Genomic DNA, 15,985 nt, shown 5'->3' with positions numbered 1-15,985 from the left:
AAGATCTAAATGATCCCCTGATTCCGGGGCTTTTTGATTAATTGTTTAACTCGTCCCATTTTAACGGGACACTAATGTTCCAGATATTAAACTTCTGTCTTTTTCTTCTCTTTGGCAAATGCCGTAATAGGATGTTTCCTTTTGGCTACGATTTCACTACAGCATGTGGTGTGTGTTCTTTAACCATGTGCAACCATTTAATTTTTTATAGCCGGATAACCGCGAAATAGCATTGATTTCTTTGGAATTTATAATTTTCATTTGCAGTAAGGTGAATATAGGTTTGCCATAATTGTGCGTTTGCTTATTGTTGGCATGTCCCAGTGCGGGTAGCGGAAACATCTTTTCGAGACTTCTTTCTTCCGTTATGACTTTTTCATCATCTTCTTAGTTTTGTTTTATGCTTTATGATGATTAATGATGAAAAACAATTAATCCTGAAAATCATTTTTATCGGTGATATACACCAACAAATCAAGCTATGTATTTCCTTTGGTAGAGGTGTATGAAGAGGTAATGTGATAGTAGCATAATATACTATGCCAAAAAAGGGAAAATGTTTTTTAAACGTTCGTTTAAAAGACACTCTTTTTAATGAGAAGTTCAATAGACGTATTTATATAAATAATAAAATAGTAATGAGGTCTTTTGAAGCGTGGATAATAAATTGATTTAAAGTAATTTGTCTAAAAAATAGTTTCTGTTTGGAAATATTCTTATTAAACATTTTGCCCGTTAAAAAAATAGGTTGTATCTTTGCGCACAATAAACGAACGTCTAAAAGATACTTTCTCTTTTTAGATTATTAGTTCTCAGCTTTTTATAAGCTAAAAACTAACATAACTGTTTTTCGACTTCTTTTTCCGTGATGGTAGGAAGTTCTAAAACAATATGAATGCTAACTAAACTATTGGAAATAACTGCATTACATGACTTGATCGGTAAGTATTACGCTACTCCGGTGTCCCTAAAGAACACCCTTTTTACAAGGCTTCATGTTATTCCAAATCTTGCATTATCACAGATTAATGTCCCGTTTATCAGTAAATAAATCATCCGAGTTACAATGTAAACCCGATATGCAATTACCGGCTGAAAATGAAGGAAGTAATTGTTGGTTTGCGATTCGTGTTTCTTATAGCCGTGAATTAGCGTTAAAAGCAATTCTGGATGCCGAGAATATTGAGAATTTCATCCCGATGCGTTATGAGTATATCATGAAATCGGGGAAGCGCGTCCGTAAACTGCTTCCGGCTATTCACAATCTTGTTTTTGTTTACTCTACCCGTAAACGTATAGATACTTTGAAAGACAGGCTTGAATCGTCCATGCCTATACGTTTTATTATGAATCGTGAGCATTGTCGTCCGGTTGTAATTCCCGAATCGCAAATGCGTAGCTTTATTTTGGTGGCAGGCAATTGTGACGAAGCGGTTCTTTATGTAGAGCCGGCCGAATTGCATTTGGTTAAGGGACAGAAAGTACGTATTACCGGTGGTGTTTTTGAGGGAGTAATCGGTGAGTTTGTCCGAATCCGCCACGACCGTCGTGTGGTGGTTAATATAGAGGGTGTCATGGCTGTAGCTACTACCTTTATTCCGCCTTCTTTGGTAGAACCCATAAAAGAGTAACCTTTTTTTAAAGCATTATAATTCACAAATCATAATTCACAAATTAATGGATTCATTATTTTCCTTAGCCCATCGTCTTCTCACTTACGGGCTTGACGGGAGTCCTATCTATGTAGACGAATTTACACGTTTGAACCGTGAAGTTTACGAGCAGGCATTGGAGCTTTATGGCACTCGCGGCAAGACTGTTGAGTCCGAAGCTGAGCTTTGTCTTGGCCTTTTAACAGCTTTTGCCGCTACTATTTACGATAATGGTCATAAGCAGCAATACATTCAGCGAGTATTGGACCGTAGTTGGGAAGTCCTTCCTAAACTGTCTGCATCTTTGCTCAAAGTTCAACTTCTTGTCTATTGTTATAGCGAAGTTTATGATGAAGAACTGTCAAGGCAAGCTCATAGCATTATTGCCACTTGGGATAAGGCAGAATTAACTTTGGAGCAAGTGGATATAATAGAAGAGCTAAAGAGTTTTGAAGAAAACCAATACCCTTATGAAGTGATAGAATAACTTCATTCACCAACCTAAACTATTCAACTATCTAAACTAAGACTTTTTATTTTATGGAACCGATTGAGAAAGATGATCATTTTATTCCTGACGGAATGAATGCTTTCGAGCGCAATGTGAAACGTATAGGTGATTGTTTTCTTGCCCTTGGTGCACTTATTGTTTTTTCTCCTTTATTTTTGATTTGTTATATTGCCGTGAAAAGTGAAGATGGAGGTCCTGCTATTTTCAAGCAGGAGCGTATCGGTAGGTTCGGCCGTCCTTTTAATATCTATAAGTTTCGCAGCATGAAGCTGGACGCAGAGAAGTATGGCCCTGCTCTCTACGCCGGTGCAAAAGATCCCCGCATGACGAAAGTCGGCAGGTTTCTTCGCGATCATCATCTGGACGAACTTCCCCAGCTTTGGAATGTATTCTGTGGTGATATGGCCTTTATCGGCCCCCGTCCCGAACGTAAGTTCTTTATAGACCAGATTATGGAGGTGGATCCTCGTTATCGTTATTTATTCCAGATTCGTCCGGGAGTCACTTCGTATGCTACACTTTACAATGGCTATACCGATACTTTGGAGAAAATGATTCGTCGTCTGCGTTATGATTTATTCTATTTGGAGCATCGCTCCTGGGGTTTTGATACCAAGATACTTTTTATGACGTTTATGAATATTGCGTTCGGGAAGAAATTCTAAGATTTTTTCATCAAGATAAAGGGAAAATTCAATTTCAGAAATCTCCATCTTTTAGTGCTCATTAATTGATAATAAGTAAATTATTAGTAGTATCAAACCATGTGAAGATCGTAACATGGAAAAGCAGATGACAAGTGAGGTGGCAATGATGTATGAGGCATCATTAAAGAATTTCCTAATTATTACATCTTGAACTTTACATTATTTTTAATGTGTTTGGATCTTCTCAAACTGTCAAGAGTTAAAAATAAACGGGTAACTTGTAATGTTTCATAAATAATATATAAATGCAATTTCCTCAATAATATAAAGGTTATAAGCATTGTTTTATATGGATAAGACAAAGAAAATAGCTGTAAATACAATCTTTCTATGCTTTAGAATGTTGGTATTGATGTTAATATCATTCTATAGTTCTCGGGTTTTATTGAAGGAGTTAGGCGTTACAGATTTTGGTATTTATGGATTGGTAGGAGGGGTTGTTGCCATATTTTCTTCTTTGCGTGGCTTGTTTGCTACTGCTACCCAAAGGTTTCTTAATTACGAAATGGGTAATGACAATATAGGGGCTCTACAGAAAGTCTTTAATATGAGCATACTCATCAATGTCATTATAAGTTTAGTTTTTTGTATAATAGCAGAGGGTATCGGGTTATGGTTCCTGAATAATAAACTTGTGATAGATTCCGCCCGCATGGTATCCGCCCATTGGGTTTTTCACCTCTCGATATTGGCATCTATGGTTTCAATCATGACTATACCTTTTGATGCTGTGATAATAGCTCATGAACGTATGTCGTTCTATGCCTTTATATCTATATTGAATGCCTTTCTGAGGTTGGGAGCCATTCTTATTCTTCCTTTCTTTGCAATGGATAAGTTACAGTTATACTCAATGCTGATATTGGCAGTGTCTTTACTGATGAGGCTGTTGTGCTCTATCTATTGTAAAGTAAATTTCGAAGAGTGCAAATATAAATTTTATTGGAATAAGAGTCTGTTCAAAGAAATGGGAAGTTTTGCCGGATGGAATTTTGCAGGAAGTTTTGCCTATTCATATGTTAACGAGGGACTTAATATTGTACTGAACCTTTTCGGTGGAGTTGTGGTGAATGCTGCCCGAACTATCGCATATCAAATAAAGAATGCAATAACCACGTTGTTATACAACGTGATGTTGGCAATTCAGCCGCAGGCTACACAACTCTATGCAAAGGGTGAATTCAATAGCTTTTTCAAAATGTTATTTGTCGGAGCTCGAGTGGTTGTTTTCTTTTATTTGTCTATAGCTTTTCCTGTATATTTTTACATAGAAGATATTCTATCTATTTGGCTGACTACCGTTCCTGAGCATACGATTGCTTTTGTACGGACTATATTAATCTATCTTGCCATTCGCTCTTTTCACGAACCGATAGATATATTTTATATGATTATTGGCAAGTTGAAAGTTTACCAGATAACGGAATTTATTGTATTAGGTGCTGCACTCCCTTTATCTTATATTGTTCTGAAATATACATCTTTACCACTATATAGTGTATTTATTATAATGGCGATAGTTGAATTTATAAATTTTTTCATTATTCTTTATATAGCGAAAAGGATAGGGCGTTTTGATTTAGAACTTTATGTAAAAAAGGTTTTTGTGCCGTTTTTTTATACTTTCTTCTGCATGTGTTTTTGTTCATATTTGATAAATATTATTTATAATTCCTACGAATATACTGCGTATTATTGTATCCTGCCGATACTGATAAATGTTCTTTGCTTTTGTGGTATCAGTCTTATGTTCGGATTTAATTTAGAAGAGAGAAAAGCTTTGAAAAGAATAATTTTGAGAAAATAAGCAAGTATGTATAATTTGACTCTCTTAACTTCAAGTAATCGTGATAAATATAAAACAATTATCCCAACGGTATAAGATTTATGATTATAACATAGGTCTTATAAAAGCGACGCCTACGGATGTCATCTTCGGAAATTTTGATTTATGTAGTGTGCATTGGCTGAAGCATAAGTATCGTGATAGAATGTTTGCTGATCCTTTTATTTTGAAAGAGACGGACGACACATTGGAAATTCTTGCAGAGGAAGCACTATTTCTTGGGGGAGCGGCAACTTTGGTAAAACTGACTGTTTGTACTAAAACGTTTCAATTAGTAAGGAGAAAGAAAATACTGTCCATAAAAAGCCATCTGTCATATCCGTATATTCTTCGTTGGAACGATAAAGTCTACATACTTCCTGAAAATATAGCATCGGATAAACTGAAACTGTATTGCTATGATGAGGTAAGGGAAGAGTGCATCTACGTGAAAACGTTGTTGGATATGCCGGTATCCGATCCCAACATCGTTTATGAAAACGGGAAATATTGGTTGTTCGGTGGAAAAAAAGGCTGTGATCAGGAAGAATTATATTTATGGTGTTCTGATGATAATATTTGGGGGAATTACTATCCCAAGGAGGGAGTCTGTGTGAAGAAGGGCCTTAGAGGTAGTCGTATGGCAGGTGATTTTTTTAGAGTAAACGGTCAGTTGTATAGACCTTCGCAGGATTGTCTGGAACATTATGGAGCAGGTACGGTTATCTGGTGTGTTGATTCTGTATCTTTGGACAGGTATGAAGAAACAGAAGTAGCAGTTTTATATCCTCAGCCGAGAAGCAACTATCCTGATGGCTTGCATACTATTAACTTTTCGGACAACTGGTGTGTGATAGATGGATTACATATAAAGCCTGATTTTTGGAGGGGTGGATTGTTAAGGTTGGATAAGAAGTTTGGACTTGGCTTTTTTGATTGATGAATATTCTTTTTGTAAATACATTTGATGTCAGTCCCTTTTTGGGAGGAACTGAGAGAATTACCGATACATTGTGCAGGGAGTTTAGGAAGAGATGTCTGTGTAGATGTTATTTAGCTTATTATGAAGGGATAGACAGCCTTTATAAGAAGACTGTTTTTGATGGAAGACTATGTCTTGGAAGCAGGAAGAATGTGGCGCTTTTGATTGATTATATAGTAAAGAAAGATATAGATGTAGTATTGCTTCAGGGGCAGTTAGGATTAGCAAAAGGCATAAGGCAGGCAATCGGAAAGAAGATAAAGATAATATTTGCGCATCACCTTTATCCTGGCGTAGAGCGGGAAGATGTTTCGTGGAGTAATAGTGTACTTAAATGTTGGAAAAGCCGGGGGCTTATGGCGAATATGTTAAGGTTGACGGCTTATCCGATATTGAAAGTAAAGCATTTATATGCGCTTCCTTTGAAATATAAAGATACCTATGACTATTCGGACAAAGTGGTTCTATTGTCGTCTGAATTGATACAACCTTTTACAGCTTTCGGACATATAAAGGATACGGATAAGTTCAGTGTGATACCCAATACTCTCTCGTTCGATATATTCTTTCCTTTTGAGAAAATCTATGAAAAAGAAAAAGTAGTACTTATTGTTTCGAGGCTTGTAGAGAACCCTAAGAGAATTTCTCTTGCCCTAAGGAGTTGGAAAGAACTTATGAGTGATGACAGGTTGGCGGATTGGAAGTTGGTTATTGTAGGGAGCGGAAGTGACGAGAATAACTATAAAAGTTATGTGGCTGAAAATGATATAAAGAATATATATTTCGAAGGAAATAAAAATCCTCTTCCATATTATCAAAAAGCATCTGTTTTTCTCATGACCTCAGCATTGGAAAGTTGGGGGCTGACCATTACGGAAGCACAACAGTTCGGGGTAGTTCCCGTTGCATTCGACAGTTATCCGAGCTTGCATGAGGTTATAGAAAATAATGTAAATGGCATAACCGTAAAGAATGACAGAATGGATTTGTATGTGGAAGCTGTAAGAAATATGATGCTTGATTCGGAAACACGTAATAGGCTTGCCGAGAGTGCCATAAAGAAAGTACAACGTTTTTCTGCAGAGCAAGTAGTGAAACAATGGCTCTCTATTTTTTGATATGAAAAGAATTATACATAAATCTTTAGCCTTATATTTATAATATGATTCCTAAAATAATACATTACTGTTGGTTAAGTAATGACCCTATCCCTAAAGACTTAAAAAAATACATGAAGAGTTGGAAAGAAAAGCTTTATGATTATGAATTTATACTATGGGATTTAAACCGTTTTGATTTGAATAGGTCTTTATGGGTAAAACAGGCTTTCGAAGCTAAGAAATATGCTTTTGCTGCTGATTATATACGTCTTTATGCAGTATATAATTACGGTGGAATATACATGGATATGGATGTTGAGGTTATAAAGTCATTCAATGACTTACTTCGGAATGATTATATATTGGGATATGAAGCGGCAAAGGGACTTGAGGCAGGAGTGTTCGGGGCCCCTAAAAAGGCTCCTTGGGTGAAAGAAGTATTGGAGTATTATACATCGAAAGAATTTGCGCTTCCTAACGGATTATATAATGATACTCCGCTTCCCATTATCATGGATGAAGTGTTGAATGCAGACTATATAACAAACAAAAAGATAGTTCCATTACCTACAGATTTTCTGACAGCAAAATCTTATAAGACTGGCAAGATAACCATAACTCCCAATACATATACCATCCATCATTTTGCAGGCTCATGGAAATCATGGGATGAAAAGATGAAAATCATTATAGCTCGTATAATCGGCACGAAACTTACACACATATTAGGTAACGCCCGACGATGTATCATTGGTAAAAAATAGAATCAGATGAGATTTTCTTTGATTACAGCGACCTTAGGAAGGGTAGAGGAGGTTAGGTGTCTGTGCGTATCCCTCTCTAAACAGACATTTAAGGATTTTGAGTTATATATTGTAGATCAAAACGAGCATCATGAACTTGAAGATATAGTTCGCAATTTTGAAAAAAACTTCATTATTCATTATATACGTAGCGATGTAAAAGGATTATCATACAACCGGAATATTGCCTTGCGCATGTGTAAAGGAGAAATCATAGGTTTTCCCGATGACGATTGCTACTATGAGGTAAATGTTTTGCAGGAAGTAAATGAAGCCTTTAGCAGTAGGGAAGAAGTAGGATTCTGTGCAGTTACTACCCGGGATACTGTAACCAAAAGAGTTTGTCATATTTCACAAAAGGCATATCTATATAAAAAGGATGTTTTAAAGGCATGTATTTCGTATAATATTTTTGTCCGAAAAAATACGGTGATGTTTGATGAGCGTTTGGGAGTGGGAACTTACTTTTCGTCAGGAGAAGAAACGGATTACCTGTACTCTTTTATTGAGAACTATAGAACATGTGGTTTTTTTGTTGACCGAACAGCCGTTTATCATCCGGCTAACAATGCAGATATTTCTAAAGTCTATAAATATAGCCTTGGATTTGCTGCATTACAAAAAAAGGATTGGATAATGAGGCGTAATTATAAAGCCTTATTTGTGTATCTGTATTATCTGTTGAGGGCTTTCTGTGGAATGCTTTTGATAAGAAACTTTATCAAACACTGGTACTCCTTCGGAGGTAAAATTATAGGATTTGTAAAGTTCAAGGTTTAATGTATTATTATACTTTGGTCGTCTTGGCGTATGCGACTTTTTTATTGGATAATTTCAATGTTAGGAACAAGGAGAAATACTCTTGTTTATTTGCATACGTTTTTTTCTCTGTAATCTTCTTTATATCATCCTTTAGGTATGAAGTAGGCTCTGACTATCCCGGCTATAAAGAAATTTTTGAGTATGATGACCCCATAGAACCTTTATTCGCCTTGCTTATTAAAGCAGTAAAATATATTGGCGGAAACTATGAGGTTTTTGTGGCGATTATTTTTATTCTTTCGTTCGGACTGAAACTGTTTGTCTTTCGTAAGCTGGCCTTTAGGAAAGGGTTTTACCTTTCGATGATGTTGTTTTGCAGCTTTTATTATATAGCTTATGAGATGAATGCTATACGTCAGGGGCTTGCCATGTCATTGACTTTGCTGGCTGTATATTATGCGTATATGCGGAAAAAGATAAAATATATAACGGTATGTTTATTGGCCTCTTTTATTCATTATACAGCTTTTTGCTTTATACCTTTTTATCTTCTTCTCAACATAAAGTTAAAGAAAATTCATATTGTAGGCATTTGTCTCTTATGCGTACTGTTATCAATGAATCAAATATTCAATATTTTTATGGATATGGCTTCAATGTATTTGGGGGATAGCGCTATGGGAGACCGGATACTGGCTTATGGTGAAAACGGGGATGCTTCCTCTAATGTGCTGTTCTCCTCCGGAACATTGCGGCGTTTGTTCTTTTTTGGATTGATAATATATAGTATTGATAAGATTGAAGCTACGGAAAGGTTGAAACAGATCATTCTGTGGGGGGCATTTCTTTCAATCGTTACTTACCTTTTGTTTTCGCAAATAGGTTATTTCTCTATCAGATTATCTGCTTATTATAGAATTATAGAGTGTATTTGGCTTAGTTATTTTCCTTTTATCTTTAAGAATCATCGCAGTCAGATGATTGTCATAGCATTCTTTTTCCTTTACTCTATATTGCAGGTAAGCTCTGCTTTGATGCTGGAAGACAATGGATTGCTGCCAATACGCACAATAGTATTTGAAGATTTATGAAAGTTCTTATTATTCGGGATAAGACTTTGTCTTTTAACGGTGGAATTAAAAGACATTGTGATGACTTGTATGCTCTGATGTCTGCATGTGATGTGGATGTTATGCCCGTGGAAGACCTGCCTGCCACGTATGTAAAGTGGATTCGTAAGTATAAATACGATACCAAAGCATTGGTCCGTTACATAGAGAATAGCAGATGTGATGTAGTACATATTCACGGTTTTATGTCTCCGGGTGCGGTGCAGGCAATAAATGCGGCCTATGGTTTGAATAAGAAAATCGTATATAGTCCTCATTTTCATCCTTTCCGGTATCTCCGGCATCCCATGAAAGGGAAACTGTGGTTTCATTTGTTCCTGAAACCGGTCTTGTTCAAAGTGGATACAATTGTTACTATAAACAATGAAGATACCCGCTTTTTTGGCAAGTACCATCCTAATGTAAAAAAGATTCCTCATTGGAGTACAACAGATACGAATGTTTTGGATGAGGTAGAGAAACAAGATAATATGGTATTGTTTATAGGGCGTAATGATACCAATAAAGGGATAGAACATCTTTATACCCTGCCTGATAATTGTCAGGTTCATTGCGTGTGTAAAGGAACAGTGAAACGCGATGATTTTATTCTTCATCAGAATTTGGGAGATGCTGAGTTGGCGTGTCTATACAGACAAGCGAGTGTTGTCGTAGTGCCTTCACGTTATGAGGCTTTTTCTTTGGTGGCTTTAGAGGCGCTTCAACACCATACTCCAGTTGTTATTTCCGAACGCGTAAGGATTGGTGATTATTTGAAAGGAGATAAAGGATACCGGGTTTTTAATTATCACGATTATGAGGGCTTTAAAGATGCGGTTTCTGAATTAATGATGTCTAAAGATACGGTAAATTATAACCAATTGTTAGCTCCTTTTGATAAGGAAAAGATTAGGGAAGAATATTGTAGAATCTATAATTGCTGAGTCTTTAACGCTTATGAAGAAAGTCATTACATACGGAACTTATGATTTATTGCATCAGGGGCATATCAATCTGTTAAGGCGTGCCAAAGAATTAGGCGATTACCTGATAGTCGGTGTGACAAGCGATAGCTTTGACCGGGAGCGCGGAAAGCTTAATGTGCGTAACAATGTTTTGGAACGTATTGAAGCCGTACGGCAAACCGGATATGCCGATGAAATTGTAATAGAAGACTATGTCGGACAGAAAATAGACGATATTCAGCGATTTGGCGTGGATATATTTGCCATAGGTTCTGATTGGCAAGGACATTTTGATTATCTGAAAGAGTTTTGTCAGGTTGTGTATTTACCGCGTACCGAAGGAATAAGTAGCACGCAACTGCGTGAAGAAGTTTTGGAGAAAATAAAGATAGGTATAATAGGAACGGGGCGTATTGCACAACGTTTTATACCGGAAGCGGCAAGTGTCAGCGGTTCAGAAATTGTGTCAGTGTACAATCCGGATTATGTCGATGCAGAAGCATTCGCTTCTCGTTTTGGCTTGGATAAGGCAACTGATAATCTTGCGTCATTCTTTCAGGATATAGAAGCTGTTTATATTGCGTCCCCTCACCTTACTCACTATAATTATATATACCGGGCTTTAACGGCGGGTAAACATGTATTGTGCGAAATACCGATGGTGTTGAGTGGGAGAGAGGCCGATGAACTTTATACATTGGCACGGGATAAAGGCTTGGTATTGCTCGAGGCTTCCAAGACAGCTCATTGTCCGGCATGGAATCATTTACTTGTTTTGGTTAAAAGCGGTGTTATTGGTGAGGTGGTAGATGTAAAGGCGTCATTGTCTAAATTGGTCAGCGGGGATGTGCGCGAACTTGATGCCGGGCAAGCAGGCGGATGTATGACAGAGTTGGCCTCCTTTCCGTTAATGGCCGTCGTAAAGTTGCTGGGGACGGATGTAAAGGATACATATTTTTATTCGAAGTTACAGAATGGGGTGGATATATTTACAAAAGGAAATTTGGTATATAGAAAAGCAACAGCTTCTATCACTTTAGGGCTGGGAGTGAAAACGGAAGGAAATCTTGTAATTTCCGGTACGCGTGGTTATGTTCTTGTCCCTTCTCCCTGGTGGCTCACAAATTATTTCGAAGTGAGGTACGAAGATCAGAATCAAAATAAGAAATACTTTTATACTTATCAGGGAGACGGCTTACGTTATGAATTGCAGGAATTTCTTTCAATGATATATACGCACCGTTTAAGCAGTTACCGACTACAACCCAAAGAGTCTGTGATGATTGCAGAATTGATAGAATTGTATAGAAAGGGAGTGCATAATACTTATTTGGAATGATAAAGAAACAAAAGGCTCTTATTGTAGGAGGAAGTAACGGGATTGGGCTGGCTCTTGCAATGCGTTTAGTAAAAGAGAAATCGGTTTTGATAGTGGACAAAGTGGAACCGGATTATAGTCAGGTTCCATCAGATATAAAGCATTTGGTGTCATTTCGGAAATTCGATTTGCTGTTCGATGACTATTCATTGTTTGATGAATTTAACGATATTGATACTTTGATTATTACAGCAGGATTCGGGAAGCTATCTCTTTTTGAGGATATGCAGGAAGACACTATAGTAGATATGATAAGTGTGAATACAACATCTGTTTTGCGTATTATCAAGCATTTCTATGGTAGCATACACAGCAGGAAGCCATTCTATACGGCAGTAATGGTGAGCATTGCGGGCTTTATGTCTTCTCCTTTTTTCAGCGTTTACGGGGCAAGTAAAGCTGCTTTAAAAATTTTCATAGAAAGCGTGAATGTGGAATTAAAGAAAAGTGGTACAGACAATCGTATTTTAAATGTTTCTCCCGGTCGTATAAATGGTACTAATTTTTACAATGGGGCTAATAATCTTTCTTTGTTGTATCCATTGGCTGATGAAATTATATACCATATGAATAACCGGAATGATTTGTTTATTCCTGAATATGAAGAGGTCTTTAAAAAAGTTCTGGAACGGTACCACCGGGACTTTAGGGCTGAAGGCGAACATTCTTATGAATATAAACAGGAACAATTAAAGCGAAAATAAAACTTTGATATATTATGACCGAATTACGTCATTTGCAATTGGTAATCCTTGATATAATTAAAGATATCGATATTGTATGTAAGAATAATGGAATAGAATATTATCTATTGGGAGGCTCTGCTATCGGTGCGATAAGACATAAAGGATTTATTCCTTGGGATGATGATTTGGATATTATTATGACCCACTCTAATTATAATCGTTTTCTCAAAGTCTGTAAGGAACAATTGAATAGTAATAAATATTATGTACAAGAGGGGTTAGTGGATTGGCCGCTTGATTATTCGAAGATTAAATTGCGGGATACTATTCTGAAAGAACCCGAAGGCTATATTCCCGCAACCGGAGAGCAAGGAATTTTTGTGGATGTGTTTAAGCTGGACAATGTGTCATCGAATAGATTTTTTGCATATTGGCAATATGTTTGTGCAAAGGTTCTGTTATGCTATCAGTTGTCGTTAAGAACCTATAAAAGCGCCGATTTGAAGAAGAAAATTCTAATGTATTTGGCTTTTCCGTTGAGATGTGGCTATGTACGCGACTTTTTCCGGAGGCAAGTGGAGCGGCTGAATTGCAGAGAGAGTGAGTATTGGGGATTCTTCTATGGTAGGACAAAGTATAAAACCTCAATTCTGAACAAAAGAATATATGGAACTCCTATACGTGTACCGTTTGAGGATACCGAATTGCCTGTACCGGAACACTATCATGAATACTTAACTAAGATGTTTGGTGATTACATGCAACTTCCACCCGAAAATCAGCGTGTTGGCTTGCATCTGCTTTCAGTTGATTTTGGTCGATACTAATTAATCTTTGGATAACTTTCATGCCTTTTTCTGTTATACTTTCTATATATTACAAAGAATCTCCTCTGTTTTTAAGAGAAAGTTTGGATAGTCTTTTTTCCCAGACGATATGTCCCGACGAGGTTATTCTAGTAAAGGATGGTCCGATAGGTGACGAATTAGATAATGTTATAGATTCATATGTGACAAGGTATCCGTATCTGAAAGTTCTTTCTCTGGTAACCAATCGGGGATTAGGAAAAGCTTTGAATGAAGGGTTAAAGTATTGTTCGCACGAACTTGTGGCCCGAATGGATACTGATGATATTGCCATGCCGGAGCGTTTTGAAAAACAGTTGGCTGTATTTAAGAAATATCCGGATATTGATGTTGTTGGTGCGTGGATTAGTGAGTTTGAAGATAATGTATCCAATATAAAGTCTGTAAGAAAGTTGCCGGAACTGCCTGATGATATTAGACAATTTGCAAAACGCCGTAATCCTATAAATCATCCGGTTGTAATGTTTCGAAAGAGCGCAGTATTGGCTGCCGGTGGATACCGACATTTCCCTTTATTTGAGGATTACTATTTATGGATACGTATGTTGATGAATGGAGCTAAGTTTTATAATATTCAGGAAAGCTTGCTGTATTTCCGTTTTTCTCCGGAAATGTTTAAAAGAAGAGGAGGATGGAAATATATGATAAACGAATTGCATTTTCTGCAAATGATGAGACAAATACATTTTATTTCTTTTTCTCAATTCATGCAAAACCTATTTGTCCGTTTCTCTATTAGGCTAATACCTAATTCTTTGCGGGCAATTATATATACAAAATTGATTAGATAGATACTGCATGAATGATTCCTTTATAGCCTGGTTGATTTTCAGCGTCTGAATATTTTTCTGACTTTTTTCATCAGTTTTATTCCAAGCATGGCTCCGTCGAATACAGCCATACCGGTATTAAATGCACGCATGATAGCTGTTCCTTTATTTGCAGCAGGGGCTATCGGGGCAAATAAGTTCCGGGCGGTATCATTCATGACCTGCTTTTGGGCACGTAATTCTTCTAATGCTTCGGCCTTTTGTCGTTGGAGCTCTTCCAGTGTAAGAATCTCTGTCTGGACGGTATCATTCATATCCATGATATTTTAGTTTTTATTGTTATCTATGAATAATCCGGCAATGAATTTGGTCATTGGATTAATAATGATTTTTTTGCGGAACGCAACAATTAACGCAATCAATAAAATATGGAAGCAGCTTATCATGGCAAAACTTACCATTAATCCGCCTACTATGGGGTCTAGTATGTAGGCCAGGGTAAAGGAGAGATAAAACAAAGCCACCATGCCGAGGATGACGACCAACAATACAAGTATAAGCGTTGAGAGCAATATGGTTAATTTCTCCGCTACTTCCAGTTGGGTATATTTCTTTTGTAGTTCCAGATATTTCTTGAAATCGAAAAATAGCTGCTGGATATTCTCAATACTGTTGTCATCTGCAAACATAGTGGCTTTGTTTTGAAATGTGGTTTGATTTATTCGTTTGCTTCGCCTTTCAGTTCTGCTGCAATTTCATCAACGAGGTTTTCCATTTCATTACGGTTCAACCGGATACCTTTCTTGCGAAGGATTTCCGCAATCTTGTGACGCGTATCTTCTCCTTTTTCCGGGGCAAACAAAATACCGATGGCAGCACCTACCGCTGCACCACCCAAAAAAGCTGCTAAAACATTTAATCCTTTCATAATAATACTCCTTTCTTTTTATTAGGTCTAATATGACAAAGCTAACAATTTATTTTGAATGATTGTTCATTAATTCGTGTTTTTTGAAAATATATGCCTCAAAAAGAGATAAAACATGTATTTTAATTATATTTAACGGCATAGGAGAGGCTAAGATAAGCGGTTCGGAGTACTTTTGCTTCCTAAACAAAAAAGAGATATATGAAAAGATTGTTGAACGGGACAATACTATTGCTTTTGATGTGTGTAGCGCTGGGACTGGCGTCTTGTATGAATGACGGCGGTTCCGACTGGGTAGGAAAATGGCAGTTGCGCGAATATCAGTATCCCGATGGTAAAGTGCAGAAAGTAGACAGTATCTTCTATGATTTTCAAAAAGGTAGTTTTCTGGCACATTGTATGAATGAAAGTGGAAGCTATGAATCTTTTTATGGTTATTATAAGTTGAAAGATGATGAAATTTCTATAACTTTGTGGCCGGATAATAGTTCAGGAAATGAGTCTGTTCATGAAGAACTTGTAAATTCGGATAGCTATAAGAAGTTCTTTGGTTGGGGAGATAGCGGCGAGAGAACGTTCAAGGTTGAAGAATTGACAAACAAGAAGATGCGGTTGGACTATGAAGGAACGAAATATGTTTTCCGTAAATATTGAGTGTTATTTGAGAATAGATATAGTTACTAACAAAAAATAAAAAGAAAAGATGAAAAAATTGGCAGTGTTAGGAATGGGAGTATGTATTGTACTGGCATTCTCTTCTTGTAAATCGAGTGAAAGCGCTTACAAGAAAGCATACGAAAAGGCTAAACAGCAGGAACTGGCAGAACCGCAGACTACTGCACCGGTAGAGGAAGTTGCTCCTGTGGTTAGCGCTCCGGTAGAAGCTAAGGTTGTAGAAAGTACACCGGTAGGTACGATCCGTGAAGAGAAAGTGACGGTGG

Annotated in this window: 18 protein-coding genes and 1 pseudogene; 16 read left to right on the top strand and 3 right to left on the bottom strand. The window is 37.0% G+C overall.

What is annotated here, in order from left to right; translation table 11 throughout:
• Nucleotides 1-1,079: 1,079 nt before the first annotated feature.
• From AB5903_RS14740 to AB5903_RS14675, 14 genes are all read left to right on the top strand, one after another.
• Nucleotides 1,080-1,631: a UpxY family transcription antiterminator gene (locus tag AB5903_RS14740; RefSeq protein ID WP_016661308.1), complete on the top strand. Its 552-nt coding sequence runs from the start codon at nt 1,080-1,082 to the stop codon at nt 1,629-1,631.
• A gap of 46 nt (nt 1,632-1,677) precedes the next feature.
• Entirely contained in the window at nt 1,678-2,139 is a 462-nt protein-coding gene (locus AB5903_RS14735; RefSeq protein WP_016661307.1) for a UpxZ family transcription anti-terminator antagonist, read from the top strand.
• A 53-nt stretch (nt 2,140-2,192) separates the two neighbouring features.
• Nucleotides 2,193-2,828, top strand: a complete 636-nt coding sequence (locus AB5903_RS14730) for a sugar transferase (protein WP_016661306.1) — start codon at nt 2,193-2,195, stop codon at nt 2,826-2,828.
• A gap of 331 nt (nt 2,829-3,159) precedes the next feature.
• A complete protein-coding gene (locus AB5903_RS14725) occupies nt 3,160-4,677 on the top strand; it encodes a lipopolysaccharide biosynthesis protein (RefSeq protein WP_016661305.1) in 1,518 nt (505 codons plus the stop codon).
• Between the two features lie 40 nt (nt 4,678-4,717).
• Nucleotides 4,718-5,635 (top strand): hypothetical protein, encoded by a 918-nt coding sequence (locus tag AB5903_RS14720; protein ID WP_016661304.1) that lies wholly within the window; start codon nt 4,718-4,720, stop codon nt 5,633-5,635.
• Nucleotides 5,635-6,795, top strand: coding sequence for a glycosyltransferase (locus tag AB5903_RS14715; RefSeq protein WP_016661303.1), 1,161 nt, complete (start codon nt 5,635-5,637; stop codon nt 6,793-6,795). Before AB5903_RS14720 ends, AB5903_RS14715 begins: the two co-directional genes overlap by 1 nt.
• 44 nt (nt 6,796-6,839) lie before the next feature.
• Nucleotides 6,840-7,541 (top strand): glycosyltransferase family 32 protein, encoded by a 702-nt coding sequence (locus tag AB5903_RS14710; RefSeq protein ID WP_051146077.1) that lies wholly within the window; start codon nt 6,840-6,842, stop codon nt 7,539-7,541.
• Nucleotides 7,542-7,547: 6 nt separating this feature from the next.
• On the top strand, nt 7,548-8,360 hold the full coding sequence (locus AB5903_RS14705; protein WP_016661301.1) for a glycosyltransferase family A protein: 813 nt from the start codon (nt 7,548-7,550) through the stop codon (nt 8,358-8,360).
• On the top strand, nt 8,360-9,433 hold the full coding sequence (locus AB5903_RS14700) for an EpsG family protein (RefSeq protein ID WP_016661300.1): 1,074 nt from the start codon (nt 8,360-8,362) through the stop codon (nt 9,431-9,433). The genes AB5903_RS14705 and AB5903_RS14700 overlap by 1 nt, the downstream gene beginning before the upstream one ends.
• Nucleotides 9,430-10,395: a glycosyltransferase family 4 protein gene (locus AB5903_RS14695; RefSeq protein WP_016661299.1), complete on the top strand. Its 966-nt coding sequence runs from the start codon at nt 9,430-9,432 to the stop codon at nt 10,393-10,395. The genes AB5903_RS14700 and AB5903_RS14695 overlap by 4 nt, the downstream gene beginning before the upstream one ends.
• Nucleotides 10,396-10,408: 13 nt before the next feature.
• Entirely contained in the window at nt 10,409-11,755 is a 1,347-nt protein-coding gene (locus tag AB5903_RS14690; RefSeq protein WP_016661298.1) for a Gfo/Idh/MocA family oxidoreductase, read from the top strand.
• On the top strand, nt 11,752-12,498 hold the full coding sequence (locus tag AB5903_RS14685; RefSeq protein WP_016661297.1) for an SDR family oxidoreductase: 747 nt from the start codon (nt 11,752-11,754) through the stop codon (nt 12,496-12,498). Before AB5903_RS14690 ends, AB5903_RS14685 begins: the two co-directional genes overlap by 4 nt.
• Nucleotides 12,499-12,512: 14 nt before the next feature.
• Nucleotides 12,513-13,307: a phosphorylcholine transferase LicD gene (locus AB5903_RS14680; protein ID WP_016661296.1), complete on the top strand. Its 795-nt coding sequence runs from the start codon at nt 12,513-12,515 to the stop codon at nt 13,305-13,307.
• A 20-nt stretch (nt 13,308-13,327) separates the two neighbouring features.
• Nucleotides 13,328-14,137, top strand: coding sequence for a glycosyltransferase (locus AB5903_RS14675; RefSeq protein WP_016661295.1), 810 nt, complete (start codon nt 13,328-13,330; stop codon nt 14,135-14,137).
• Between the two features lie 38 nt (nt 14,138-14,175).
• Here the strand turns inward: AB5903_RS14675 and AB5903_RS14670 are convergent, their stop codons facing one another.
• Genes AB5903_RS14670 through AB5903_RS14660 form a run of 3 tightly spaced genes read right to left on the bottom strand, consistent with a single transcriptional unit; the run spans nt 14,176 to nt 15,044 of the window.
• Nucleotides 14,176-14,436 carry a hypothetical protein gene (locus AB5903_RS14670; protein WP_016661294.1) on the bottom strand — a complete coding sequence of 87 codons (261 nt, stop codon included), beginning with the start codon at nt 14,434-14,436 and terminating at the stop codon, nt 14,176-14,178.
• Between the two features lie 6 nt (nt 14,437-14,442).
• Entirely contained in the window at nt 14,443-14,805 is a 363-nt protein-coding gene (locus AB5903_RS14665) for a phage holin family protein (RefSeq protein WP_005654975.1), read from the bottom strand.
• Between the two features lie 29 nt (nt 14,806-14,834).
• Complete coding sequence (locus AB5903_RS14660; protein ID WP_005654976.1) at nt 14,835-15,044, bottom strand: YtxH domain-containing protein; 210 nt, start codon at nt 15,042-15,044, stop codon at nt 14,835-14,837.
• Between the two features lie 201 nt (nt 15,045-15,245).
• Here AB5903_RS14660 and AB5903_RS14655 point away from each other — a divergent pair, with 201 nt between their 5' ends.
• Together AB5903_RS14655 and AB5903_RS14650 are read left to right on the top strand one after the other, a co-directional pair.
• Nucleotides 15,246-15,698: a lipocalin-like domain-containing protein gene (locus AB5903_RS14655; RefSeq protein ID WP_165593206.1), complete on the top strand. Its 453-nt coding sequence runs from the start codon at nt 15,246-15,248 to the stop codon at nt 15,696-15,698.
• Between the two features lie 49 nt (nt 15,699-15,747).
• Nucleotides 15,748-15,985: pseudogene (locus AB5903_RS14650) on the top strand (SPOR domain-containing protein); the annotation flags it as partial.

This window comes from Bacteroides sp. 2201st1_D9_2201SCRN_220225, from assembly GCF_040928965.1.
GTDB lineage: Bacteria > Bacteroidota > Bacteroidia > Bacteroidales > Bacteroidaceae > Bacteroides > Bacteroides stercoris.
This window is presented reverse-complemented; position numbering and strand designations above follow the sequence as displayed.